Raw genomic sequence first — 24,879 nt, forward strand, 5'->3', positions numbered from 1 at the left:
CGGATCACCACATCATGAACGGGGCGACCGCGGCATCGGACACACGACCGTCCGCGACATCGGCGAGCGCCTGATCGATGATCGCCACACCCTCGCGCGATTCCTCTTCGGACAAGGTGAGCGGCGGCGTCAGTTCAAGGACATTGCCCTTCAATCCGACATAGAGGAACAGCGCACCCAATTGCCACGCGCGGTAGATCACCTTGGCCGTGGTGGAGACGGGCACCGGGGTCCTGGCCGCGCGATCCGTCACCAGCTCGATCCCGATGGCGAGCCCGCGACCGCGCACGTCTCCGATCATCTCGTGGCGCGCCGCGAGCGCCGTGAGCGCTGTCCGCAGGATGCCGCCGACATGCGTCGCCCGTGCGGGCAGTGCTTCGCGGTCGATCAGCCGCAGCACCGCGCGGCCGGCGGCGGTCGCCACTGGATTGCCTGCCGTGGTCTGTAGCGCGAAGGCCGGGGCATGGTCCATCAACTCGGCCGGGCCGACCACTGCGGACAGAGGCAGACCGCCGCCCAGTGCTTTGCCGAAGATGACCAGATCGGGCTCCAGCCCCTCATGTTCGAAGCAATGCAACCGGCCGCTGCGCCCAAGGCCGACCTTCACTTCATCCACCACGATCTTGATGTCATGCGCTCGGCAGCGATCCTGCAGCGCCTTGAGGAAACCCGGCGGCGGTACGATCAATCCGCCATCGGACATCAGCGGCTCGATGAAGACCGCGGCCACCTGTTCCGGCGGACAGGTCGTGGCGAACTGATAATCGAGCAGCGCAAGCACCTGATCGGGCGTGAAGTCCGGTCGATAGGGATCGGGGTACGGCAGCAAGACCAGGCCGGGTCGCGGCAGCGTGTGAGTCATTGCGGTATGGCCGCTGATCCCCATCGAGCCAGAAATATTGCCGTGATAGGAACCGATGAAGGAGATGAAGCGCGGCCGCTTCGTCGCGGCGGCAAGCACGCGTACCGCACAGTCATTGGCGTCCGAACCCGAATGGCCGAACCACACGCGACGCTCGCCGGTGCCTGGCGTGATCCGCAGCAACTCCTCGGCCAACGAGACGGCTTCCTCATTGGGATAGGCCAGCAGGCTTGCCCCCGCCATGTCGCGAGTGGCGCGGGTAACCGCCTCGACGATCTCGGGATGGCCATATCCGGCGATTGCCGGGCCGCACGAGGCGGAAAGGTCGAGCAGGGCGCGGCCATCCTCCTCGAACAACCGGCATCCCTCACCGCGTGCCACCGTGACCGGCGAGAAACGCAGCCGGCCGATATTGGCGATGACGCGCGCGTCGCGTTCGAACAATGATGACCCGCTCATTGTGTTTTTACACCAGCCAGCCAGGTATCGACCTGGGATAGCCCCGTGCGGCGCACTTCGTCCCTGTGGAGGATCAGCGAGCGTGCCCGGGCCGCGCTTTCCTTGCCGGGCGCGCCGATCCTGGCGGCGACGAACGCGGCGAGGCGATCTGCGAGCGCGGCATCCGCGCCCTTCTCTGCAATCATCGATACCAGGCCGCTGCGCTCGTACGAGCCGAATTTCGGCGTGAGCGCGTCGAAGCGTTCGGTGACGAAATCGAATACCTGCGCCGGGTGCCGCTCGGCGATCGTAACGAGCAATGTCGTGAATATCTGTGCCGGTACGGCATCGGTCGGCGCGAGTTCGAGCGCGCGCGCCACGATCGCCGGGTCATTGGCATTGGCCAGCGCAAGCAGATAGAGCCGCCGCTCGCCGCTGTCCCTGGATTTGGCCGCGAGGTCGGCAAGCTCGGTGAAGACCGTCGCATCGGCACCCGCACCGACCGCCATCAGCACCGCCTTGCGTACAGCGCCGGGCAGGAGAGCTGGATCGGCCGCCGCGCCGTGGAAACGTCGCCTGGCCTCGGCGATCGTTGCCGTGTCGTCGGTTTCGGACAGCAGTTCGATCAGTGCGTCGCGCAGCACGCCGGTATTGGCCGGCTCGCCAGGCCGGGCAGACCATCCGATCCTGGCCAAATGCGGGGCGAACTCGGCTCGGACGAAAGCTCGGAAGCGGGTTTGACCCGGCAAGCCCGTATAGAGCCGGTCGAGCGACCGGGCATTGTTGATCTTTCGCAGCAGCACCAGCGGATCGGATGTGGCGCCGACACGGCGGGCAAGGTCGAGATAGTCGGCAAAGGGAAGATAGCCGCCCTCCGCCAGCCCATAGCTGTCGTCGAGCAGGCCGAGCTGATCGGCGGCGGGCAGTTCGGCGAAACGCTGTTTGAGCGCGGCCAGCGAGGCGGGATCGTACCGTGTGCGGAAATAGGCGGTCTCACCGACATTGACCTTTACCGGGCCGCATCCGGCAACCTCCATCACAGCCGGTGCCGGACCGTGCACGATTTGGCGCGTGATCCTGCCGCTCCCCATCACGCTGGCGGTGACCGGGACATGCCACAGTTGCGGCTTCCTGGATGGGACATCGAGGCCGAAGCGATCCTGGCGCAGCGTCACCTGGGTCGTTCCGGACCCCGGTGCGCAGTGCGTCGACACCACGTCGATCAGCGGAACCCCGCCTTGTTCAGTGAAGTCGCGCGCGATCTGGGTGACGGGAAGATCCGACGCGGCGTCGAGCGCGCGCCAGAGATCGGCGGTGACCGCATTGTCATAGGCATGGTCGCGAACATGGGCGCGGATCGCCGTGCGAAACGCCTCCTCGCCGACCCACGCCTCGAGCATGCGGATGACCTGGCTGCCCTTTTCATAGGTGATCTCGTCGAAGGCGAGCTCGGCTTCCTCCAGCGTGTGTACCTGGCGGACGATCGGGTGAGTGGTTTTGCGGGCATCAAGCTGGAAGGCGCGTCCCCGACTGTCCGCGGCGAGCAGCCAGGGCTGCCATTCGGGATGGAAGTGATTCTCCGTCTTGCTCGCCATCCATGAGGCAAAGCCTTCGTTCAGCCACAAATCGTCCCACCAACGCATGGTGACCAGGTTGCCGAACCATTGATGGGCGACTTCATGCAGGACGATCTCATAGACGACCTGGCGATCGCGCTCGGTGGAAAAGACGGGGTCGATCGCGATGTAAGGTTCGAAATAGAAGATCGCGCCCCAATTTTCCATCGCGCCAAAATTGCCGGCGCCGGGCATGACGACGCTATCCAGCTTGGGCAGCGGATAGGGAATGCCGAAATAGTCATTGTAATAACTCAACGCGTCTGCCGAGGCGTCGAGAGCAAAACGCCCTTTTTCCGCTTTGCCGCGCTGAAGCATCATGCCGAGTTCGGTCGACCCCGCTTGGCGAGTGATCCGATCGAACTCTCCAACGCTGAAGAACAGCAGATAGGAACTCATCTTCGGCGTCGGCGCGAAGGAGACGCGCGTCCGGCCGCCGGGCAGTGCTTCCCGCCGGGAAACCGGCATGTTGGACACCGCACCGACGGCGCCGGTTGTGGTCAGGTCGATCGCGAACGTCGCCTTTAGGTCAGGCTGATCCCAGAGCGGCGCGAATTTGCGCGCGGTCGCAATGCAGCAGAGATGCGTGAACAGCATCTGCTTGGTCTCGCCCGACGGGGTCGGATAATCGACCTTGTACAGCCCTTCGACATTGCGGGAGATGCCACCGGTCCATGTCAGGGCGATCCGATGCGTCCCTTTTTTCAAGGATGCGGCAAAACCGAGGATAACACGCTGTCGCACCCGATCGTAGCGGACCCGCGCTCGCACGCCTCCTTCAATCCGGGCACTGCCGACGTCCAGGCCGTCCGCGTTGAGCACAACCTCGCGGGTCGGTTGCAGCACCTCGAAATCGAGCGTGCCCCGCGCTGCGAATGTATCGCGTGCGGGATCGGGTGTCACCGAAATCGCATAGTGGATGGGACGGGTATCGGCCGGCAGGCGCTCCAGTCCGTCACCACCGGCCGCCAGTGCGCTGGTCGATGCGACCATGCCGGCGATGACTGCCAGCATCCGCCATGTCCGCGTGTGCCGGTCGGTCATCATGCTATCCCCCCGCTTGTCAACCTTGCATCGCAGCACGGTGCTAGTCCCGATGCAATCTCCGCTGTCTCCGGTGCGATCACCCGGACAAGCCGGTCGGCCCAAGCTGCGATATCGTCGGCGCTGCCGAGGCCGTTATTGCGGATCTCGACCAGAATGGCGGGAATGTCCCGTTGGTCGCCATGGACCGGTATGGCATAATCGGCTTGCTTGCTCACACGATAGGGCTCGTTCGTTCCCACGTCCGGCACGCCGTCGGCTTCCAGCCGTTGGACGAGCCGTTCTCCGATCACGCGTGCGCCATCGAACAATATGCCAGCAGGCCAGGGCCGCGCCTTGCCCAGATAGACGGGCGTGAAACTATGGATGGTGAGCAACAGGGTCGGTTGCCCGATCGACATGCGCTGATCGAGATACGCGGCGATCCGATCGTGAAAGGGCGTGAAGATGCGTTGGATCCGGCGCGCCCGCTCGGCCGGCGGCAAGTCGTGATTGCCCGGGATATCGGTATCTTCCGAAAGCACGGGTATCGAGCTCGCCACATCCACCGGGCGATTGAGGTCGATCAGCAGCCGTGAATAGGTGGCAAGAAAGGCCGGCGCGTCGAGCAGTGCTGACAGCCGGCGGGTGAGGGCGGCGGCCCCGATATCCCATGCGATGTGACGCTCAAGATCGGCCGGCCCCAGGCCCAATCCGGCATATTCGACGGGAATATGGCGTGACGCATGTTCGCAGATCAGCACGATCGGCGATGTGCCGGTCATGTTGAGCAACTCGACAGGATCGGGCCAGTCCGTTGATGAGGCCGGCCGGCGGGCAGCTTCAGGCATGATCTCTCCGAATGAGGGGGTGCCGGCGCCGATGCGCGCCGGCGATGATGAAGCCGCCCACGGGCATGATTTCAGAGCCCGTAGCGCAATGTGAGGCCAAAGGTGCGAGGTCGGGTGGCGATGGTGTTGTCGCGCAGGCTGGGCGGCAGATTGCCCTCGTCCTCGATGCGATAATAATAGAGCTGCCCGCGCGTATCGAAGACGTTCTCGACGAACAGGACGACTTCGACCTTGTCGCTCATCTTTGCGCCGAATCGGGCATTGACGAGCGAATAGGACTTTTGCTCATGGCTCGAGAATCCGTTGAGCGAGCGGTCGCGAAACGAGTAATCGGCCAGCACATAGCCGTCATGGCCGGTAGGAAGCGGGAAGCTATACTGCGCGCTCGCTGACAGGGTCCATCTGGGCACTAGCGGCAGCCGATCACCAGCGAGTACGCCAATGTCCGGGTTGGAGCGGGTGAATTTGGCATCGGTATAACCGAGCGATCCAGTCAGGCTCAGCCGGTCGGTGGGGTTGAGGGTGAGTTCCGCCTCGACGCCCTGGCTCCGCGCCTTGCCGACATTGCCGATAAAGGTGAAACCGCATTGATCGAGCAACACGGTCTGCTGCACATTGGTCCAGTCGATCCGATACGCGGCGAGATTCACGCTGGCGCGGCGGCCGAACGACATTTTCGCGCCCGCTTCATAGCTCCACAGCTTGTCCGGCTGGAATTCGGTCGGTGCGGCGGTCAGGCCCAGTTCGGCCAGATCGGGCGAACATAAGGGCGTCGGGATTGCGCCCGCCGGGCCGCCGGGGCGGAAGCCCTTGGTCGCAGAGACGTAGAACAGCTTTTCCTTGTCGGGCTTGTAGCTAATCTGAAGCTTGGGTGAGAGGGCGGAGGCGGAACCCTTACCCACGACCGGGTCGAGCACGCCGTCATAATAGAATTGCGTGTCCTGGGTCTGCTTGCCGGTGAACCAGCGTACCCCTGCAGTAGCGGAGAGCGTGTCAGTGAAGTTGAACGTGCCTTCACCGAAAACCGCGAACTGCTGCTCCGTATTGGCCTGGGTGCCGTTGAAGAATGAAGGCAAATCGGGATCGCCGTCGGCGCGCGGGAAATCCTGCCAGAAGAATCGATCTTCCTTGAGATAAAAGGCGCCTACCACACCGCTCCAGCGATCCGTTTTGTAGGAAACGCGGAATTCCTCGGAGAAGCGCTTGCTGTTGATATCCTGCAAGGCGAGCTGGGTCTGCCCGGCCTCGATTTCTCCATAATGATAATAGCTGTTGGTATTGTCTTCGATCGACGAGAATTTCGCCCTGAAATAGGCGGTTGAGGAGAAGATTTCCCAATTGTCGTCCGTCCAGCGGATTTCGCCGCTGTAGAGCGTGAAATGGTTGCGCTCGGGCGTGCCGACCTTGCGGTCGTAGACGACCAGATCGCCATAGGCGCTGTCATAGCCGCTGCCGAAAGGGATTTTGGTGTTCTGGTGGAAGACGCTCGGGGTGATGGTCAGCTCCGGCGTCGGCGTGAACTCCGCCGCGACGCGCACGCCCCAACTGCGCTCGTCATTGATGTCTCGGTCGCGCTGCGATTTTCCCGAGGCGTCCGGCGCACGGATATTGTCGATATAACCGCCCTCGAACCGGTAATAACCGACGGCGCGGACCGCCAGCAGATCCTTGACGACAGGAATGTTGACAACCGAATTCAGCTCATAGCCTTCCTGGCCATGTTCGGTGACTTTCAGCGTCGCGTCGCCGCGATAGTCGAACAGATTTTGTTCCGGCCGGTTCATCACCAGGCGGATCGCCCCGCCCATCGAATTGGCGCCGTAAAGCGTGCCCTGCGGACCACGCAGCACTTCGATGCGCGCGATATCGAACAGCTTGGGGTCCATCACCGGAATGGGCGCGTCATCGATATAATAGGCGACGGTCGGAACGCCGTCGAAACCGGATTCGATACCGCGCAGGTTGACGCGGCGGCCGCCACGAATGTCGTCCCGAGCGCCCGCTGCCGACAGCGACTGGAAACCGAGGCCCGGAACGCGACGGACATAATCGAGGAAGCTATCCATGCCCGCGCGTTCGATCATTTTCTGGTCAATCGCGGTGATGCTGACCGGTACGTCGCCCAGTCGCACTGCTCCCTGCTTGGTGGCGGTTACGACAATATCGTCGCCCGATGGCCCGGCCTCCTGCGCTCGAGCCTCCGATTGCTGACTCTCTGTCTGTGCGTGCGCCGCAGTGGCGATGAGTGCGGCGAAGCCCGCCGCTGTGGTCGATCGGAGAATCCTCCGGCTGGAAATGCGCATCTTCTCTACCCCTCTTGGTGATCACCACGCCCCCTGGCGTGCGTGGTCCCGCCACCCCGTCCTGCAGCCTCTCCATCAAATGTAGGATTATCATCTTTTATGTGAATCAATTGTGAGATGGAGAATGTTTGATATACGACATTAATCCACATTATTCGTCAATAAGAAATATTTTCCACATTGACGATCGACGAAAATTCACTTCTAATCCGGCCAAATTCGACACGCGTGCATGGGGGCATGACGATGGGCGACACCGGCAGTCAGGATCATTTGAGGCTACGTAAAGATCTGGAATCGCGTCATATAATGATGATCTCGATTGGTGGGATCATCGGGTCGGGGTTATTCGTCGGCAGCAGCGCGGCGATCGCCGCGGTCGGACCGGCGATCATCGTCAGCTATGTGCTCGCTGGTGTCCTGGTTCTTTTTGTGATGCGAATGCTGGCGGAAATGGCAGCGGCTTCGCCGGAGGCGGGTTCCTTCACTGAATATATCCGGCTTGGTCTCGGCGACCGAGCCGGGTGCGTCGCCGGCTGGCTCTATTGGTATTTCTGGGTCCTGGCGCTGGCGCTCGAGGCGCTGTCCGGCGCGGCGATCCTGCGCTTGTGGATCGATCTTCCGGCCTGGCAGATCGGCTTTGCGCTGCTGTTCCTGCTGACCGCGGTCAACCTCTTTTCGGCCCGGGCATTTGGCGAGGCGGAGTTCTGGTTGTCGACGGTCAAGGTGTTGGCGCTGGTTGTCTTCATTCTGCTCGGCGGTGCCTACCTCACCGGACTAACCGGAGCGGGCGCTGCACCGCTCGATGTGTTGTCCGGTCATGGCGGGTTCGCCCCCTTCGGGATCAGCGCGATATTCGCCGGCATCACGACCGTTGTCTTCGCGCTGGTCGGCGCCGAAATCGTCACCGTCGCGGCGGTCGAATCGCGCGAGCCGGCTCGGGCGATCGCCCGGCTCACCACGACTCTGGTGGTGCGGCTCAGTCTGTTCTTCATCCTCTCGATGCTGATCGTGGTGGCGATCGTGCCGTGGACCGAGATTCGCCCCGGCACCTCCCCCTTCGGGTTGGCGCTGGTGCGGATTGGCATTCCGGGTGTCGCGCAGATTATGAATGCGATTGTGCTTGTTGCGGTGCTGTCCTGCCTCAACGCCGGTTTCTACGTGTCGTCGCGAGTGCTGTTCGCGCTGGCGGCAAAAGGGGATGCGCCGGGCTGGATGGTCCGCGTCGACGGGCGCGGCGTGCCGAGCCGGGCGGTACTGGTTGGCAGCACGGTTGCCTGCGGTGCGCTGGTTGGATCTATCGGCTTTCCCGAAGCGGTTTTCTCCTTTCTGGTCAACGCATCGGGTGTGGTCATGCTGATCATCTATCTGATGCTCGGGCTTGCGCAAATCCGCCACCGCCGCGCGATCGAGCGCGGTGCGCCCGATCGTCTGACCTTCCGCGTCTGGTTGTTTCCGTGGAGCAGCTATGCGGTGCTGGCCGCAATCGTCGCGATCCTGCTGTCCATGGCTTTTCAGCCTGATCTTCGGCCGCAGCTCTGGTCGGGGCTGGCGCTGACCGCATTCATTGTCCTTGTCGCGGCCGTCCGTCGGCCGGTCAGGCCGGCACCGACCACGCCCGTTCCACATCTTTCGCAGGAAATCGCACGATGATCGGAGATGATATCAACCTGTCCCGGCGGACAGTATTGGGCGGGATGGGGTTGGGCGGATTGGCGGCGGCTGGGAGCGCTTCCGTCGCCGCGGCGGCATCCGCGGCCATGCCGGCCGGCCGACATTGGGATCATATCGTGGTCGGGGCCGGTGTCTTCGGCGCCTGGATCGCCTGGACGTTGCGCCGTCGTGGCGCCAGCGTGCTGCTGGTCGATGCCTGGGGGCCGGCGCATAACCGTGCTTCGTCGGGCGGGGAGACGCGGCTGATCCGCACCGAGTATGGCGGGGACCCACTCTATACGCGCATGGCGTGGGATTCGCTGGTCGAATGGCGCGCACTGTCGCAGCGGCACGATGATCCGATTTTTCATCAGGTCGGTGCTCTCTACATCTATCCCGAAACCGGGCCCGATATCGATCGCAGCGTTGCTCTGCAGCGTTCGCTCGGCATTCCGATCGAGACGCTGACCGTGCCCGATATGGCGCGGCGCTGGCCGCAGATCGATTTCGACGGCATCGCTGTCGGTGTGCTGCAACCCACCATGGGCGCGTTGATGGCGCGGCGGAGCGTGCAGACGCTGGTCGGCGAGTTCGTGGCGGCCGGCGGCGTCTATCGGCAATGCGCGATCGATCCGCCACGATCGGGCGGTGCTTCGCTTGACGCGGTGCGTACCGGCGATGGCGAGGAACTGCGTGCCGGACATTATGTCTTCGCCTGCGGTCCCTGGCTGCCCAAGCTGTTTTCGGACGTGATCGGCGCCCGGATCGTGCCCACCCGGCAGGACGTGTTCTTCTTCGCGCCGCAAGCCGGCGACACCCGATTCGAGGGTGCGCATATGCCCGCCTGGGTCGATATGAGCAGCAAGGATTTTCATTATGGTTTTCCGGATATCGAATCGCGCGGGTTCAAGATCGCACTCGACGCGCATGGGCCGCTGATCGATCCCGACACCGCTGACCGCCGCATCTCCGATCAGGCGCTGGCCGATGTCCGTGCCTATCTCACGCGGCGCTTTCCCGCACTGGCGCGCCGCCCGCTCGCCGAGGGGCGGTTCTGCCAGTATGAGAACAGCGATAATGGCGACCTGCTGATCGACCGGCACCCGCAATGGAGCAATGGCTGGATCGTCGGCGGCGGTAGCGGCCATGGCTTCAAACATGGCCCGGCGGTTGGCCGTCACGTCGCCGATCTCGTGACCCGCACGCGTCGGGTCGAGCCGCGCTTCGCGCTCTCCGCTCACGCACCCCATCACGGCGGTGCGAGTGATTCCCGATCCTGACATGGCCGACGCAGTAACACTGACGCCCGCCGATGGCCGCGCGCTGGAAAGGCTCGCGCGCGGCGAAAGCCTGATATGGTTCAACGACCGACGAACGGCATGGCCGGGACCGATCCCGACGTCAGTCGATACCATGGCGGCGGCGCGGCGCTGGCGGCGCATGGCGCCGTTGCTCGCGGCGCTGTTTCCGGCGGACGGGTGGGACGGCCATGTGCGCTCGGCACTGATCCGCTATCCGGCAACCGCGCCGGTCGATCGCCTCTATGTCAAATGCGATCATGATCTGCCGATGACTGGATCGGTCAAGGCGCGCGGCGGCGTGTACGAGATATTGTGCGTCGCCGAACGCCTGGCGATCGCCCATGGCCTGATCGGCAAGGATGCCGAATCCTGCGCGGCTCTGGCGAATGACGCGGCGCGAGCGTTGTTTTCGGACACCATGATCATGGTCGCCAGCACCGGCAACCTCGGCTTCAGCGTTGGTCTGGTTGCCCGTGCGCTCGGCTTCCAGGCGGAAATCCATATGTCGGTGGATGCCAAAGACTGGAAAAAGACCAGGTTGCGCGCGCTGGGCGCGACCGTGGTGGAGCATCAGGCAGATTATAGCGAGACGGTCGCCCGTGCCAGGCGAGCGGCAACCGAACGGGCTGCGTATTTCGTCGACGACGAGAATTCCCCGGCATTGTTTGCGGGCTATGTCGGCGCGGCGCGCGAACTGGCGGACCAGCTGGTTGCCGAAGGCGTGACGGTATCGCGGGACCGACCGCTCATCGTCTATATTCCCTGCGGAGTCGGCGGTGCGCCGGGCGGGATCAGCTATGGGCTGAGCGAGATATTCGGCGACGCCGTGTCTTGCGTCTGGGTTCAGCCGGTCGCGTCGCCCGGCATCATCGCGGCGATGATCGGCCGTCGCCCCGTTCCGGTCCAGGCCTTTGGCCTTACCGGCCTGACCGAAGCGGACGGCATGGCCGTCCCCTGCGCCTCGAATCTCGTTCTTGCGTTAGCCCATGACCGGTTCCACGCGGTCGCGGCGCTCGACGATGCGGCAATGGGTCTGGCGCGCCTGGCGCGAGGCAGGCCTGCGGCTCGAACTTTCCGGCGCGGCCGGGCTGGCGGCGGTGGCGCCCTTCATGGCGGAAGCGACCGGCATTCTGCCTGGCGCGTCGGATGCGACCCATATCGCCTGGACCACTGGCGGCGCCATGCTGCCCGATGCAGAATTCCGCGCCCTGCTTGATGGGCTAAGCACATGAGCGTCGGCGGGCAAGCCTCATGAGGACGATCTATTCGCCGGACCAGCTGCTTCACGATCCGCTGGGCGAGATCAATCGCGGTGCGCTCGTGCCGCCCTATGAATGCCCGCGCCGTGCGACCGGCGTGATCGATGCGGTGCGTGCCGCCAAGTGCGGCCCGATCGACGACGCAGCGGCCTTTCCGCGCGCTGCGATTCTGCGGATTCATCCCGAACATTATGTCGATTTTCTCACACGCGCGCATGGCGAATGGGCGGCGGCGGGCCGCGCCGGCGACGCGATTCCGCTCGCTTCGCCGATCCGGGGCTTCCGTAGCGATCGCATTCCTGCATCGCTCGACGGCCGCCTTTCCTATTACAGCTTCGACATCTCGACGCCGATTACCGCCGGCACCTGGACGGCAGTCCGCCGCACCGCCGATGTCGCCCTGACCGGCGCGCAAATGATCGCCGATGGGCATGATCGTGCCGTCTTCAGCCTTTGCCGCCCGCCCGGGCATCATGCCGGGATCGATTTCTTTGGCGGGTATTGCTTCATCAACAATGCAGCGATCGCCGCGCAATATCTGCGCGATGCGGGGGCAGCGCGGGTCGCCATCCTTGATATCGACTATCATCACGGCAATGGCACGCAGCAGATATTCTACGACCGCGCCGATGTCCTGTACGTGTCGATCCATGCCGATCCGGCGACCGATTTTCCCTATTTTCTCGGTTATGCCGATGAGCGCGGACAGGGGGCGGGGGAGGGGTTCAACCATAATCTGCCCCTGCCACAAGGCATTGGCTGGAGAGCCTATAGCGCGGCGCTCGATGCCGCGATCGCCACGGTCCGGACGTTCGGCGCCGATGCGCTGATCGTTTCGCTCGGGCTGGATGGGTTCGAGCGCGATTCCCTTTCGCATTTCCGGCTGCAGGCGGAAGACTATGTCCGGATCGGCGCAGCACTCGGGCGCATCGGCCTGCCGACAGTGCTGCTGTTCGAGGGTGGTTATGCGATCGACGATATCGGCGCGCTCGTCGTCAACGTGCTGCGCGGCTTCGAGAGCTAGACAATGACATCCGCTTTTCCATGGCTCCGGCCCGCACGCCCGGACGATGTCGATGCCGTGATGGCCATGGCGCGTGCCGCCGGACCGGGGATGACCAATCTCCAGCCCGACCGCGACGCGCTCGGCGCCATGCTGGCGGCGAGTGAGGCGCGGCTGCTGAAGGGCGGCGATGCGCTGAACGCGACGCCATTATGGTTCCTGCTCATCGCGGACGCCGCTGTGATCGGCACCGCCGCCATTTTCCCGAGTGTCGGTATGACCTGGCCGTTCTACAGCTATCAGCGCAACCGGCTGGTCAACGTGTCGGTGGCGCTCGACCGGTCGGTGACGATCGAGACGCTGACGCTCAACAATGATTTCAACGGCGCGGCGGAGGTCGGTGGTCTGATCGTGTTACCGCAGGCGCGCGGCATGCGGGCCGGGCGAATTGCCGCGCGGGGTCGTTATCTGTTCATGGCCGAGCACCGCAGCTGGTTTCCAACGCGAGTCATGGCCGAGCTGCGCGGATGGCTGGATGGCAAGGGACGCTCGCCGGTCTGGGAAGGGATTGGTCGCCCTTTTTACGGCATGGATTTCGATATGGCCGACCGCTTCGGCGGACGCCATGGCAATCAGTTCATCGCCGAGCTTGGGCCGCGCTATCCGATCTACGCCGATATGCTGCCATCGGCGGCGCGAGGCGCACTTGGCAAGCCACATGATGATAGTCGCGCGGCCTATGAGATGCTGCTTGCCGAAGGGTTTCTCGACGAAGGCTATATCGACATTTTCGACGGTGGTCCGCAGGTCTCCATTGGCATCGACCTGCTGCGCGGTGTGCGTGAGAGCCGGGTCGGCCTGCTCACCGCGACGGATCTGCCGCCGGGCGGCGGCGGCCATCTGCTGACGACCGGCGAGGGTGGGGCCTTTCGCTGCACACGGGGCGATGTCGTCGCGGCCGGGCATGAACTGGCGATCGATGCTGGGGCGGCGGAGCGGCTCGGAGTCAGCGTGGGTGATCGCGTACGGCATGTTGCGTTCTGATGGCCGGTACCGCGCCCATCGCAGCGAAGCGTTCGGAGGAGGAGGGATGACGGCAACAGTGTCGACCGGCCTGGAGCATTTCATCGAGAATGAAGATCAGCTTCGTGCGATCTATGGCGCGGCGGAAGATTTCGCCGTACGCAAATGCCTCGATCGTCTCGATCGGCACGCGCGCGCCTTCATCGCGGCTTCTCCCTTTCTGATCATGGCGAGCCATGACGGGCGTGGAAATACGGATTGCTCGCCACGCGGGGATTTTCCGGGCTTTGTGGAAGTGATCGACGATCATCATTTGTTGCTGCCCGACCGACCTGGCAACAACCGGCTGGATAGTCTGGTCAACATCCTCGCCTGCCCGACGATCGGCCTGCTGTTCCTGGTTCCGTCGATCCGCCAGACCTTGCGCGTAAACGGCATGGCGCGAATCACCTGTGATCCGGCACTGCTCGGAAAGCACGGCGTGGATGGCAAGCTGCCCAAGACCGGATTGCTGATCCGGGTCGAGGAGATGTTCCTGCATTGTGCCAAGGCGCTGATGCGGTCGCAGCTCTGGAAGCCCGATAGTTGGCCCGAAAAGGGCACGCTTACCTCGGCGGGCCGTATCTGGGCGGACCATCTCAAGGGCGGCCTCGATGCCGATACGCTTGACCGCAATCTTGAACGAAACATGCCGGGGAATCTTTGGTGATGTTCGCCGCCGTGTTGCGGCCGGCGGCGCGCCAATGGCCATCGGACTGGCTCACCAGATATGGGACACCGGAATGTCGCATATTTCAGGCGGCCGTCTCCGCGGGAAGATTGAGATATGGGACACCGATCTGTCGCGTATCTCAGCCGACAACTTCGCCGAGAATCTTTCATAAAAACATTATATATCAGATGCTTAATGAGATTAAAAAGCCCCAGTCTCCGCCTGATGCAATAGGCTTAGTCCAGCGGTCTCAGTAGATAGATCGCCGCCGCCGCGATGATGCCGCCCAGGCCCATCACCAGCGAAACGGTAAGCAGCCCATAGCCGCTCGCGAACAGCGTGCCAGCGAGCAGGGGGCCGAGTGCCGACCCGCCACGTCCGACCCCGATGACGAAGCCCGTGCCGCTCGCGCGCAGTTCGGCCGGATAGACGCGGGCAAGCAGCGGGTAGATGCCGACGACGCCGGCATTGATGAAGAAGGCGGCCACAGCGACGCTCAGCGAGAGCAGGGCGAGGTCGCGGAAGCCCAGCCCGAACACGCCGATCGCGACCACGCCGGCCAGCATCGCCCCGCAGATCAGCGACCTGAGCGGCAGGCGCTGGGTCGCAAGTCCGATCGCCAGCGCGCCAAGCAAATTACCGACATTCGCCGCGACCAGCACGCGCCCCGCCTGCGCCGCATCGAATCCCATGTCGACGACGATCTTCGGTACCCATTTCTGGATGTAGTAGAAGAAGGTGATCTGGGCGAAATAGGCGGTCGTCAACAGGATCGTGGTGGCGCGATAGCAAGGCAAGAACAGGGCGAGGATCGAGGGACGAGTAAGCTCGACCTCGATTGGCGGCAGCGCCTCGATTGGGGCGCTGCGCAGGCGGGTGAGGGTGCGGTTGATCGCGGCGAGCGCGTTCTCCGGGCGGCGGGCCAGCAGCGACTCGATCGATTCCGGCAGCAGGAAGAAGGCGAGGGGCAGCGCGATCAGCGTCATTATGCCGCCGAACAGGAAGACCGTGCGCCAGTCGCCGCTTCCTGCGAGCAAGGAGGAGGCGACCAGCCCACCGAGGATCGCGCCGGTCGAATAGCCGGCGATGTTGAGCACCGTGTTCAGTCCTCGGCGGCGGCTGTTCGAGAATTCCGCGACCATCGCACTGGTGGCCGAGAGCATGCCGCCGATGCCGAGCCCGGTGAACAGGCGGATCGCCGACAGCATCCCGACGCCCGTCGCATGCGAAGCGGCGAACATGCCCACCGCCATCACGCACAGACAGGCAAGGATTGTCGGGCGCCGCCCGATCCGATCGGCGAGATTGCCGAGCAGCACCGAGCCGGCCGCCATGCCGATCAATTCCATAGAGAGCACAATGCCCAGCATAGCCTTGTCGACGCCCCACTCCTTGGCGATACCGGGCGCGGCGAAGCTGATTGCCAGCACGTCGAAGCCGTCAAGCGCGTTCAGGCTAATGCAGACCGCGACCACGGCGATCTGCGCCAGGCGCATGGGTTCAGCGGCGATCGCCGCGCGGGGATCGTGCGTCACGACATTCCTCTCTCTGAACGTGCCCGGCTCTTGCGGCCGGATGGCTTAGACGAACTTGTTCGTCTGTTTTCTGAGCACCGCCGCCATTTCCGGGCGCCGCCCGAGGCAGCGCGAAACCGGGCCGACCACCACGATCGACAACCGCCGGCCGCCCAAGGGCAGCGGAAGCGCGACGCCCGCCAGGTCCGGCGTATATTCGGCATTGCTCTGGTGCCAGCCGCGCGCCCCTGCTTCCGCCAGATCGGCCTCGATCCGCTCGGGACTCATCGGCGTGGTGGTTGAGTAGCTGGTGAAGTCGATCTTGCGGTACAGCGCCTGACGCTCCTCCACCGGCATCTGCGCGAGCAGCGCGCGGCCCGCCGAACTGGCATGGATCGGCACGCGATCGCCCACCTGCGCGAAGTAGCGCACCGCATGGCGCGATTCCTTCACGGCGACGAACATCGCAAAAGTCCCCGCGAGCGCCGAGATCGCCGTGGTCTCGCCGGTTTCCGCGGTCACGTACTGCAGCAGCCGCTGCACTTCGGGCGGCAGCGGATCGGCCTGCGCCACCTGTTCGGCCAGCTCCAGCCAGCGCGGACTCGGATAATAGGCGCCACGCCCCTGCGGCTCGTAGAGGTAGCCGAGCGTCGCCAGTGTCCCCAGCAGCTTGAATGTGCTGGAGCGTGGCCAGCCGAGATCGTCGGCCACGTCTGCCGCGCTCGCCGGCCGCCGTCGCTCGGCGAAATATTCGAGGATCTGGAGCGTGTTCGCCGCTTGCCGCACGATCATGATCGCCATCGTCTGCTGAAGGGAAGGAGAACAAGCGATATGCCACGGTCAGCGCGCCGTGAAGCCGCCATCGACCGGAAGCGCCACGCCGGTGACGAAGCTGGCTTCGTCCGACGCGAGCCATAAGGCTGCATCGGCGACTTCGCCGGGCTTGACCAGCCGGCCCATCGGCACCGCGCCGACCACTTTGGCCTCGTTCGCCGCCGCCTCGGCCGGATCGCCGCTGCGCCCGGTGAAGCCGATCTTCATCGGCGTGTCGGCAAGTCCCGGGCATACCACGTTGACGCGGATATTGTCGCCGGCCAGCGCCAACGCCAGCGATTTGCCGAGACCGACCACGCCCCATTTCGCTGCCGAGTAGATCGGGCTCATCATCGAGCCGACCAGCCCGGAGATCGAGGACGTGAAGATGATCGAGCCGCCGCCGCGTACCCGCATGTGCGGCGCGACCTGGCCGGCGCCGAGTGCGGCGGAAGTGATGTTGAGATCTATCGTCTTGCGATACGCGTCCATGTCGAGATTCTCGACTGAGGCGGGACCGGGCATGCCGGCATGCGCCCAGAGGATGTCGGCGCCGCCCAGCGCCTCCACCGCCTGGTCGATGCTGCAGCGCGCGCCTTCGGGCGTAAGCAGATCGGCAACGATCGGGGTCACCTTGTCCGACCCGAACTCGGTGACCAGCGCGTTCAGCGCCTCCGAGCTGATGTCGATCGCGGCGACGCGCGCACCTTCGCGCACGAAGCGCTCCACACCGGCGCGGCCCATGCCTGATGCGGCGGCGGTGACGATGGCAAGCTTGCCCTGCAAACGCATGGTGATGGTCCTCAATTGGCGAAGGGATCGGCGAACGTGCCGGTGGTGGAGATCACGGTGGTCTTGGTCTCAAGATAGGAATCGAGCGCCTCGATCCCGTTCTCTCGACCCCAGCCGCTGGTCTTCACGCCGCCATAGGGCGTGGACCAGCGGATGTAGCGGTAGGTGTTGACCCAGACGATGCCCGCCTCGATCCGGCTGGCAACACGGTGAGCGCGGCCGACATCGCCGGTCCACAGGCCCGCGGCCAAACCGTACGGCGTGCCATTGGCGATCGCGATCGCCTCCTCCTCGCCATCGAACTGGATGATCGAGGCGACGGGGCCGAATATCTCTTCCTGCGCGATCCGCATCTCCGGCGCGACGCCGGCGAACACGGTGGGCTCGACGAAATAGCCCGCTGCCAGACTTGGGCCGTCGAGCCGTGTGCCGCCGGTCACCAGTTCGGCGCCTTCGTCCCGGCCGATCGCGATATAGGAGAGCGTCTTGTCGAGCTGCTGCTGGTGCGCCTGCGGGCCCATATGCGTGGCGGGGTCGAGCGGGTTGCCGACGCGGACGCGCCCGGCGTTGCGGCGGAAGCCCTCGACCACCTGATCGTAGATCGGTCGCTCGACCAGGATGCGGCTGCCCAGCGCGCAGCTCTGGCCGCACAGCGCCCAGGCTGAGCCGGTCGCAGCGTTGAGCGCATTCTCCACGTCGCAATCGGCGAAGAGGATGTGTGGCGCCTTGCCGCCCAACTCGAACGAGAAGCGCTTGAGCGTATCCGCGCCGGTCTTGAGAATCGTCTTGGCGGTCGCACCCTCTCCGGTGAAGGCGATCTTGTCGACGCCGGGATGCGAGACGAGATGCGCGCCGGCGACCGGGCCATCCCCCGGTACGACATTGACCACGCCGGGTGGGAAACCCGCTTTCTCGAACAGCTTGGCGAGCGCCAGCGAAGAAGCCGGGGTCTGCTCGGCGGGTTTGAGGACGACGGTGCAGCCCGCGGCAAGCGCCGGCCCGAGCTTCCACGCCGCGGCCATCAACGGCACGTTCCACGGGGTGATCGTGCCGACCACGCCCACCGCCGATCGCGTGGTGAAGGCATGGACACTGTCGCCCATCGGGATCGTCCGGCCGCCCAGCTTGTCCGCCAGCGAGGCGAACCAGTGATAATATTGAGCGTGCATGCCGATGTCGCCGCGCGACTCGCGGATGGCGCGGCCATTGTCCTGCGATTCGATGCGGGCGAGCGTATCGACCTGCGTCGCGTAGAGATCAGCGAAGCGCCGCATCAGTGCCGCGCGCTCCCAAGGTGCCATCTTGCGCCACGGCCCTTCAAAGGCCTCGCGGGCTGCAGTCACGGCGCGATCCACGTCCTTGGCACCGCCAAAAGCGACCTCGCCCCAAGGCTTGCCGGTAGCCGGATCGATACTGTCGCGAACGCCCCCGTCGATTGGCTCGACCCAGTCGCCGCCGATGAAGAGACGGTCGAAACAATAATCCATAGCGGCCTCTTAGATTTCTTATGCTAGACTAACTTGTCTCTATATGGAAATCGAAGTCAACGGATTTTATGGAGGAATGCGATGCTGCCGTTGCTCAAAGGCGTGCGTGTGATCGAAGTCGGCGCGGTGGTGCTCGGACCCTATGCAGGGCAGATTCTCGCCGATCTCGGTGCCGAGGTGATCAAGGTCGAGCCGCTCGAAGGTGACATCGCCCGCCATGCGCACCCCCAGGGAACAGGTGGTGGCGCGCTGTTTGTGAACAATAATCGCAACAAGCGGATGCTGGCGCTCGATCTCAAAAGGCCGGAGGGGCGCGGGGCGTTTGCGAAGCTGGTGAAAGGCGCGGATGTGCTGTTCCACAATATGCGGCTCGATGCTGCCGATCGGCTGGGGCTTGGCTTCGAGCAGGTTGCGGCGATCAACCCGAACATTGTCCATTGCGCGGCGACCGGCTTCGGGCGCAGCGGGCAGTATCGCGACCGTCCTGCTTTCGACGACATCATCCAGGCGGCAAGCGGCCTCGCCGGCCTCGCCGCGCTTCAAAATGGGATCCCGCAATTCGGTCCGACGATCGTCGCGGACAAGGTGGCCGCGCTCCACGCGGTATACGGCATTCTCGCAGCCCTGTTCGCGCGCGAACGTGGGCGGGCCGGGCCGTTCCGCGTCGAAGCGCCGATGTTCGAGGCGATGGTCGCTTTCACAATGAACGAGCATCTCTCCGCCGCAACCTTCGCTGCGGATGGTGCGCCCGGCTATCCGCGCCTGCTGTCGCCCGATCGCCGGCCTTTCCGCACCGCCGACGGATGGATCGCGGTGCTGCCCTATACCGAGGCGCAGTGGCGGCGCTTCCTTAGTGCGATCGACCGGAGTGAGGTGTGCGAGACGGCGTGGTTCCGGTCTCCCGCCCGGCGCCAGGCGCATATCGGTGAGCTCTATGCGATCGTCGCCGCAAGTCTGGAAGCGCACAGTACCGATACGTGGATCGAAGCACTGGAGGCAATTGACGTGCCGTGCTCGCGCGTGGCGACGCTGGTGGAAATCCTCAGCGATCCGCACCTGATCGAGATTGGCTTCTTCGATGTGCCTGAAGGCTTCCCGGAGGGTGTGGAGCGCGCGATTCCGCAGCCGGTGCTGTTCACCGGGATCGACCAGATGCCGGACCAGCCTCCACATGCGCTCGGCGCGGACAGCCGCGCGGTACTTCGAGACTTTGGCTGTGACGATGCCGCGATCGATGCGCTCATCGTGGCGGGTGTGGTCGCCGCGTAGCTACCCGAAAATCCCCATAGCTTACCCGCCGGCCGCATGGCGCGGTCGCACGGGACAATGCTCAATCGCACCTTGCCGTCGGGAGAGGATAGAATGTCCAGATTGCTTGCTACCAGCGCGCTCGCGCTTTGCCTGCTGGGCGCATCGCCCGCGTTCGCCCAGACGCAACCCCCCGCCGCGCCCGGCTATGTGCTGCCCAATACCGAAACCTGGGAACTCAAGGGCGAAGATGGCTATCCTTATCAAATCTTCGTCTCCAGGCCGGCCGGGCCGGCGCCCGAAGGCGGCTATCCGGTGCTCACCGTGCTCGACGGCAATGCGATGTTCGCCGGTTTCGCCGAGACGCGGCGCATGCACGAATATATGAAGGCGGATAGCGGCAAGGCGATCGTGGTCGGCGTCGGCTACAGGACGGACAAGGCCTATGACATCCGCCGCATCTTCGATCTCACGGGTGGGCCGCCGCCGCCGCCCTGGGATGTCCAACTCGGCAAGGTGCCGAACGGCGGCTGGGACAAGTTTCTCGATTTCCTGACGGGCAAGCTGCGGTCCGAACTCGACCGGCGCTACACGATCAATCGCGATCGTCAGGCGCTGTACGGCCATTCGCTCGGTGGCCTGTTCGCAGTCCATGCATTGTTCACGCGGCCCACCGCCTTCCATGCTCTGATTGCCGCCAGCCCTTCATTGTTCTGGCATGACCGGGAGATGCAGACGGAGGAGCGCGACTTCGCAGCCGGCTTGCAGGCCGGCAGGATCCAGAAGGTGAGCCGGTTGATGGTCGTGTGGGGCGAGCGCGAGGATACCATGCTCGAGCGCTGGGATGCCGAGACGTTCGTCAGGCGGATGGAACCGCTTTCGGCTTTCGGATTGCGGACGCGCTCCGAAGCCTATGCCGACGAAGTCCACATCACCGTGCCGAGTCGTTCGGTGACCTCGACGCTGCGCTTCGCTTTCACCTGGCCCTGAGTGCCGCGTAGATCAGCCCGGCTATGATTGTCGCATCAAGGGCTGGCACGGTCGTGATTGTCCAGCCCTTGTACGTCCCCAGCACCGCCACCACGACCGAGATTGCCCAAGTCGCGATCGCCCGCCAGTCGAAGCGCGGCAGGCCGCGTAGCGATTCCGCTGCGTCGGCGCGGCGATAGCGCGTCCAGGCGTCGATCACATAGATCGCGGCGATCGGCGGAATGATCAGCCCCAGGAAGAGCACGAAGGGGATGAACGCCTCGAGGATTCCCATCAGTGCCAGGATCGTACCGATCGTGCCGCCGGCGAGCGTGAACACCAATTGGCGCACCTTGGGAAAGGTGCTGCCGAGCGACAGGCTCGACGAGTAAAGGTTGAGCGCGTTGACCGTCCAGGTCGGCAGCACGAGCAGGAACAGCACCGGCGTACCGAAACCGTACGCCGTGACCAGCTTCATCACGCTGGTTTCGTGCGTCGCCAGCGCAGGAATCGCGGCGGCGGTCATCATCAGCGGCGTCGCGATCGGGAAGGAGAGCGCCATGCTGGCGATCGCCCCGCGCTGGCTGCTGGTATAGCGCGACAGATCCGGCATCGTCGCCACCGCGAGCATATAAGCGCCGATCAGCGCCGAGACCGCGATGCCGAGTGTCATCGGCTCGGGTGGATTGGAATCAGGCGCGGTGACGAAGCCGTGCGTTTCCAGCGTTACCACCACCACCGCGAGCAGGATCGCCGCGAGCAGTGGCACCGCGACCAGCGCCAGCCGGTCGAGCGCGCGGAAGCCGATCACGGTCGAGCCCATCATCAGGATGGAGCCCAGCACCACGAACGCCGCGAAATTCCCGGGTAACCCGTTCGCCCTGGCTGCTTCGACCATCGCCTCGCCGAAGAAGGACGCGTTCACGCCGAACCAGCAGAAGTGGATAAGCGCGATTACCGTGTTGATCAGCGCCGCACCGCCGGTGCCGAACGAGCGGCGGACGAGGAGATAGGTGGAAAGCCGCGTGCGTACGCTGACGATCGCAGTCATCGATCCGCCAGCGCACAGGATCAACCCGGCGAGCAGCGCGGCGATCACTGCGCCGGAAAAGCCCAGCGCCAGCGCATTGTGCGATCCGTTCAGGAAGTCCGGCAGGCCGATCGAGAAGCTCGCGACGATCAGCCCGACGCGCCAGCCGGGGACTGTGACCCCCTCGGGCACGGGTGAATGGGCATAGGCATCGTCGGCTTCGTTGCTCATCTGCGGTTCCAGCCGTTGAGATCCTCGATCGGACGATAGGTATTGGTAAAACCGAAGGCGGCGGGCCCGACAAATGTGAGCGCCCGCTCGGTGCGCAGCATCGCGGGGGCGGCCGCGCCGACCACCTTGACGCGCTGGCCGAATTTCAGCCGCTCAGTGGTGATGCTGTCGGCGGTCTCGCGGTCCATCACGGTGATCAGATCGGGCACCATCGCACGGACCTGACCACCGACACGGGCGATAAGGTTCTCGTTCTGGAATTCCAGGTCCATCCGCCCTTCGCCGCCGAAGCCCTCGATCACGACGCGCCCGACCGAGAAGCCCCCACGGGTCTCGCGCTCGACATCGACGACCTTGCCGTCGAACAGCGTGCCGGCAAAGGGATAGAGCCCGCTGGCTCTGAGCGCTGCATGGAGCGCCTCGAAGGGATCCTCGCCTTCGGCTCGCGCGATTCGTATCGCCGCGCCGATCGCAATTGCGGCCGAGACGCTGCCGCCGATTGCATGGCGCTTCGCTGCCGCGCCGCTCAACGGATATTCGACCATGTGCGCGTTGCCGCCGAACTCGATCGACAGTGCGCGCGCCCGACGCTCATGCTCGAGATTATCGACGGCTTCGATCAGGCGCAGCGCACCGCCGGCCGAGGTGACGACCGAGGGGCAGGCGGACAGCCCATCGATGCTGAAGACGGTCATTTGCGATTCGGGAAAGGCGCGGCCCATGCCGTCGGCATCGACCACCGGGATGCCGAGTTTGGCTGCGGCGAGCAGTGGAGCCAGGCCGTTACCGCCGCCGATCTCGATTGCCATCACCGCATCGATCTGGCGCCCCAATATCCGCTCCAATTCGCGCAGACCCTGCAGCGCTTCCTGGCCATTGGGCAGTTTCTCCGCCGAGACGGTGGGCGCACCGATCCAGCCGCACGGGGCGATCAGCGCATCGTCGGCGAGCGCGTCGAGTGCAATCAGTTCGAACGAGCCACGCCGTGCGATCTCGGCCTCGCCGAGGAGTTGCGAATAATAGGGATCGCCGCCGCCGCCCGAGCCGAGGAAGGCGGCGCCGGTGGCGAGGTCGAGCAGTGCCTGGCGATCAATGCGCATGGGCGGCCAAGGCAGCGGTGCCGGCAAGGTCAGCGACCGCGCGGACGCGGATCTGCGCCGCGCGGCCGGGCAGATAACTCAGATACACTTCGTCCATCTCCACGATTTCGACGCTTCCGGCGATGCCGCCAGCCGCGATAGCCTGGTCGCGCGCTTCACCACGGAGGCGATCGAGCGCTTCCTCTCGCGGCTCGCGCTCATACGATACGACCTGCTCGACCTGCGCACCGACCTGAGCAATCGCTGCACCCACGGCATTGGCGACGGCGGCGTGCGGCGGGCGCACGACCCGGGCGGCGCCGCGCAATGTGTCGGGCACCAGGAAATTGCCGCCGCCGACCGCGAGCAGCACCACGTCGCCGCGGCTGGTCTTCATCCGGTCGACCGCTTCCTCGAGCATTGCCTGCATCCGCGCCCACACCGCATCGCGCACGGGCTCTGAGAGCGCCGGTAGCTTGGTCGGATCGCCGAAGCGAACGCGCCCAGCGGCGACGGCGACATCGCTCGCGGTAAGGGTGTCGCCGCCGAACAGGCGCGCCTGTTCGGTGATGCGGAACCCGACCGAGTCCGGCCCGATGCGAAGTTCGTCTTCAGCGATCCCCTCCGCCGCATAGCGTGCCGGATCGAGATGGATGCGTGTGCCCCCGCCCAAGCCGAGCGCGAGGATATCGGGCATCCGAAAATTGATCCGCACCCCGCCAATATCGACCGCGACCGAGGATTCGCGCGGGAACCCGCTGGCGAGTACGCCCAGATCGGTGGTGGTGCCACCCACGTCGAGCACGATCGCGTCACGCACTCCGGTGAGGAAGGCGGCGCCGCGCATCGAGTTGGTCGGTCCCGACCCGATGGTCAGCACCGGATAGGCGGCTGCGCGCGCTGCGGAAATCAAGGTCCCGTCATTCTGCGAGAGATAGAGCGGCGCATCGACGCCGATCTCCTCTATCGCGCGCTCGAAAGAGGCGACGACATGGCTGGCAAGGCTGCCCAGCGCGGCGTTGAGGATCGCGGCATTCTCGCGCTCGATAAAGCCGATCCGGCCTAGCGTGTGTGAGACGGTGACACGCGCGCTGGGATGCTCCTCGGCAACCAGCGTGGCGGCGCGCTCTTCCATGGAGGGATTCACCGGGGCAAACACGCTGCTGATCGCGATCGAGTCGATCCCGGCCTCCCGCAACTCGCGGGCGGCGGCACGGATCGCTAACTCGTCGAGCGGAGCGATCTCGCGTCCGTCAAACTCGAAGCCGCCGGGAAGGAGATAGCTCTTCGCGTTAATCTGCCCGGCAAGTGCTTCCGGCCAGCCCGTCATCGGCGGCAGCGCCTCGCCCGATGGGCTGGCGAGCCGCAGGATGCCAACCCGGTCGAGCCTGCTGCGCTCGACCAGCGCGTTGGTGAAATGCGTGGTGCCGATCATCACGGAGGCGATCGCCTTGGGCGCCACCCGCGCATCGACAAGCACCGCGCGGATTGCGGCGGCAACCCCCGAGCCCACGTCCGCAGTCGTCGGTTGCTTGGTCCATGCAACCACCTCGGCCCCGCTCATCAGCACGGCGTCGGTATTCGTTCCCCCGACATCGACCCCAATTCGCACGCTATCACAATCCTTTGGCATGCCCCTCAAGCATCACGAGCTAAGGGGCTGCGGCCAAGC

At 64.7% G+C, this 24,879-nt stretch carries 19 protein-coding genes; 8 read left to right on the forward strand and 11 right to left on the reverse strand.

Annotated features, from left to right (window positions below; all coding sequences use genetic code 11):
• Positions 1 to 4: 4 nt before the first annotated feature.
• The 4 genes from ACRECS_RS18180 to ACRECS_RS18195 form a co-directional block, all read right to left on the reverse strand.
• Positions 5 to 1,321 carry an aspartate aminotransferase family protein gene (locus ACRECS_RS18180; RefSeq protein WP_431584356.1) on the reverse strand — a complete coding sequence of 439 codons (1,317 nt, stop codon included), beginning with the start codon at positions 1,319 to 1,321 and terminating at the stop codon, positions 5 to 7.
• Positions 1,318 to 3,960 carry a M1 family metallopeptidase gene (locus tag ACRECS_RS18185; RefSeq protein WP_431584357.1) on the reverse strand — a complete coding sequence of 881 codons (2,643 nt, stop codon included), beginning with the start codon at positions 3,958 to 3,960 and terminating at the stop codon, positions 1,318 to 1,320. The genes ACRECS_RS18180 and ACRECS_RS18185 overlap by 4 nt, the downstream gene beginning before the upstream one ends.
• Positions 3,960 to 4,790 (reverse strand): N-formylglutamate amidohydrolase, encoded by an 831-nt coding sequence (locus ACRECS_RS18190; protein WP_431584358.1) that lies wholly within the window; start codon positions 4,788 to 4,790, stop codon positions 3,960 to 3,962. Before ACRECS_RS18190 ends, ACRECS_RS18185 begins: the two co-directional genes overlap by 1 nt.
• Before the next feature lie 71 nt (positions 4,791 to 4,861).
• Entirely contained in the window at positions 4,862 to 7,093 is a 2,232-nt protein-coding gene (locus ACRECS_RS18195; RefSeq protein ID WP_431584359.1) for a TonB-dependent receptor, read from the reverse strand.
• A 309-nt stretch (positions 7,094 to 7,402) separates the two neighbouring features.
• Here ACRECS_RS18195 and ACRECS_RS18200 point away from each other — a divergent pair, with 309 nt between their 5' ends.
• The 6 genes from ACRECS_RS18200 to ACRECS_RS18225 are packed head-to-tail and all read left to right on the forward strand — an operon-like array spanning position 7,403 to position 14,041.
• On the forward strand, positions 7,403 to 8,746 hold the full coding sequence (locus ACRECS_RS18200) for an amino acid permease (RefSeq protein WP_431584360.1): 1,344 nt from the start codon (positions 7,403 to 7,405) through the stop codon (positions 8,744 to 8,746).
• Entirely contained in the window at positions 8,743 to 10,026 is a 1,284-nt protein-coding gene (locus ACRECS_RS18205) for an FAD-dependent oxidoreductase (protein ID WP_431584361.1), read from the forward strand. The genes ACRECS_RS18200 and ACRECS_RS18205 overlap by 4 nt, the downstream gene beginning before the upstream one ends.
• Before the next feature lies 1 nt (position 10,027).
• Positions 10,028 to 11,263: a D-serine ammonia-lyase gene (locus ACRECS_RS18210; protein WP_431584362.1), complete on the forward strand. Its 1,236-nt coding sequence runs from the start codon at positions 10,028 to 10,030 to the stop codon at positions 11,261 to 11,263.
• A gap of 35 nt (positions 11,264 to 11,298) precedes the next feature.
• Entirely contained in the window at positions 11,299 to 12,330 is a 1,032-nt protein-coding gene (locus tag ACRECS_RS18215) for a histone deacetylase family protein (RefSeq protein WP_431584363.1), read from the forward strand.
• 3 nt (positions 12,331 to 12,333) lie between these two features.
• Positions 12,334 to 13,353 (forward strand): arginine N-succinyltransferase, encoded by a 1,020-nt coding sequence (locus ACRECS_RS18220; protein WP_431584364.1) that lies wholly within the window; start codon positions 12,334 to 12,336, stop codon positions 13,351 to 13,353.
• A gap of 46 nt (positions 13,354 to 13,399) precedes the next feature.
• The gene (locus tag ACRECS_RS18225; RefSeq protein WP_431584365.1) at positions 13,400 to 14,041 is read left to right on the forward strand and encodes a pyridoxamine 5'-phosphate oxidase family protein; all 642 of its coding nucleotides are present in this window, start codon (positions 13,400 to 13,402) and stop codon (positions 14,039 to 14,041) included.
• A 239-nt stretch (positions 14,042 to 14,280) separates the two neighbouring features.
• On the opposite strand, the gene ACRECS_RS18230 is transcribed toward ACRECS_RS18225, so the two are convergent.
• From ACRECS_RS18230 to ACRECS_RS18245, 4 genes are all read right to left on the reverse strand, one after another.
• On the reverse strand, positions 14,281 to 15,540 hold the full coding sequence (locus ACRECS_RS18230; protein WP_431584379.1) for an MFS transporter: 1,260 nt from the start codon (positions 15,538 to 15,540) through the stop codon (positions 14,281 to 14,283).
• 84 nt (positions 15,541 to 15,624) lie between these two features.
• Positions 15,625 to 16,359: an IclR family transcriptional regulator gene (locus ACRECS_RS18235; RefSeq protein WP_431584366.1), complete on the reverse strand. Its 735-nt coding sequence runs from the start codon at positions 16,357 to 16,359 to the stop codon at positions 15,625 to 15,627.
• Positions 16,360 to 16,398: 39 nt separating this feature from the next.
• Positions 16,399 to 17,163, reverse strand: a complete 765-nt coding sequence (locus tag ACRECS_RS18240; protein ID WP_431584367.1) for an SDR family NAD(P)-dependent oxidoreductase — start codon at positions 17,161 to 17,163, stop codon at positions 16,399 to 16,401.
• Positions 17,164 to 17,174: 11 nt separating this feature from the next.
• On the reverse strand, positions 17,175 to 18,650 hold the full coding sequence (locus ACRECS_RS18245; protein WP_431584368.1) for an aldehyde dehydrogenase: 1,476 nt from the start codon (positions 18,648 to 18,650) through the stop codon (positions 17,175 to 17,177).
• Positions 18,651 to 18,731: 81 nt separating this feature from the next.
• On the opposite strand from ACRECS_RS18245, the gene ACRECS_RS18250 reads away from it, so the two are divergent.
• Both ACRECS_RS18250 and ACRECS_RS18255 read left to right on the forward strand, forming a co-directional pair.
• On the forward strand, positions 18,732 to 19,919 hold the full coding sequence (locus ACRECS_RS18250) for a CaiB/BaiF CoA transferase family protein (RefSeq protein ID WP_431584369.1): 1,188 nt from the start codon (positions 18,732 to 18,734) through the stop codon (positions 19,917 to 19,919).
• 93 nt (positions 19,920 to 20,012) lie between these two features.
• Entirely contained in the window at positions 20,013 to 20,888 is an 876-nt protein-coding gene (locus tag ACRECS_RS18255; RefSeq protein ID WP_431584370.1) for an alpha/beta hydrolase-fold protein, read from the forward strand.
• Here the strand turns inward: ACRECS_RS18255 and ACRECS_RS18260 are convergent.
• The 3 genes from ACRECS_RS18260 to ACRECS_RS18270 are packed head-to-tail and all read right to left on the reverse strand — an operon-like array spanning position 20,875 to position 24,819.
• Positions 20,875 to 22,128, reverse strand: coding sequence for a purine-cytosine permease family protein (locus tag ACRECS_RS18260; protein WP_431584371.1), 1,254 nt, complete (start codon positions 22,126 to 22,128; stop codon positions 20,875 to 20,877). The genes ACRECS_RS18255 and ACRECS_RS18260 overlap by 14 nt on opposite strands.
• A complete protein-coding gene (locus ACRECS_RS18265) occupies positions 22,125 to 23,228 on the reverse strand; it encodes a DUF917 domain-containing protein (protein WP_431584372.1) in 1,104 nt (367 codons plus the stop codon). Before ACRECS_RS18265 ends, ACRECS_RS18260 begins: the two co-directional genes overlap by 4 nt.
• A complete protein-coding gene (locus ACRECS_RS18270) occupies positions 23,218 to 24,819 on the reverse strand; it encodes a hydantoinase/oxoprolinase N-terminal domain-containing protein (RefSeq protein ID WP_431584373.1) in 1,602 nt (533 codons plus the stop codon). Before ACRECS_RS18270 ends, ACRECS_RS18265 begins: the two co-directional genes overlap by 11 nt.
• Positions 24,820 to 24,879: the final 60 nt, after the last annotated feature.

This window comes from Sphingomonas sp. (assembly GCF_050725575.1).
GTDB lineage: Bacteria > Pseudomonadota > Alphaproteobacteria > Sphingomonadales > Sphingomonadaceae > Sphingomonas.

Coding starts and splice junctions, on each gene's coding strand:
- ACRECS_RS18180 (WP_431584356.1), bottom strand. CDS start 1,321: ATGAGCGGGTCATCATTGTTCGAACGCGACGCGCGCGTCATCGCCAAT.
- ACRECS_RS18185 (WP_431584357.1), bottom strand. CDS start 3,960: ATGACCGACCGGCACACGCGGACATGGCGGATGCTGGCAGTCATCGCC.
- ACRECS_RS18190 (WP_431584358.1), bottom strand. CDS start 4,790: ATGCCTGAAGCTGCCCGCCGGCCGGCCTCATCAACGGACTGGCCCGAT.
- ACRECS_RS18195 (WP_431584359.1), bottom strand. CDS start 7,093: ATGCGCATTTCCAGCCGGAGGATTCTCCGATCGACCACAGCGGCGGGC.
- ACRECS_RS18200 (WP_431584360.1), top strand. CDS start 7,403: ATGATGATCTCGATTGGTGGGATCATCGGGTCGGGGTTATTCGTCGGC.
- ACRECS_RS18205 (WP_431584361.1), top strand. CDS start 8,743: ATGATCGGAGATGATATCAACCTGTCCCGGCGGACAGTATTGGGCGGG.
- ACRECS_RS18210 (WP_431584362.1), top strand. CDS start 10,028: ATGGCCGACGCAGTAACACTGACGCCCGCCGATGGCCGCGCGCTGGAA.
- ACRECS_RS18215 (WP_431584363.1), top strand. CDS start 11,299: ATGAGGACGATCTATTCGCCGGACCAGCTGCTTCACGATCCGCTGGGC.
- ACRECS_RS18220 (WP_431584364.1), top strand. CDS start 12,334: ATGACATCCGCTTTTCCATGGCTCCGGCCCGCACGCCCGGACGATGTC.
- ACRECS_RS18225 (WP_431584365.1), top strand. CDS start 13,400: ATGACGGCAACAGTGTCGACCGGCCTGGAGCATTTCATCGAGAATGAA.
- ACRECS_RS18230 (WP_431584379.1), bottom strand. CDS start 15,540: ATGCGCCTGGCGCAGATCGCCGTGGTCGCGGTCTGCATTAGCCTGAAC.
- ACRECS_RS18235 (WP_431584366.1), bottom strand. CDS start 16,359: ATGGCGATCATGATCGTGCGGCAAGCGGCGAACACGCTCCAGATCCTC.
- ACRECS_RS18240 (WP_431584367.1), bottom strand. CDS start 17,163: ATGCGTTTGCAGGGCAAGCTTGCCATCGTCACCGCCGCCGCATCAGGC.
- ACRECS_RS18245 (WP_431584368.1), bottom strand. CDS start 18,650: ATGGATTATTGTTTCGACCGTCTCTTCATCGGCGGCGACTGGGTCGAG.
- ACRECS_RS18250 (WP_431584369.1), top strand. CDS start 18,732: ATGCTGCCGTTGCTCAAAGGCGTGCGTGTGATCGAAGTCGGCGCGGTG.
- ACRECS_RS18255 (WP_431584370.1), top strand. CDS start 20,013: ATGTCCAGATTGCTTGCTACCAGCGCGCTCGCGCTTTGCCTGCTGGGC.
- ACRECS_RS18260 (WP_431584371.1), bottom strand. CDS start 22,128: ATGAGCAACGAAGCCGACGATGCCTATGCCCATTCACCCGTGCCCGAG.
- ACRECS_RS18265 (WP_431584372.1), bottom strand. CDS start 23,228: ATGCGCATTGATCGCCAGGCACTGCTCGACCTCGCCACCGGCGCCGCC.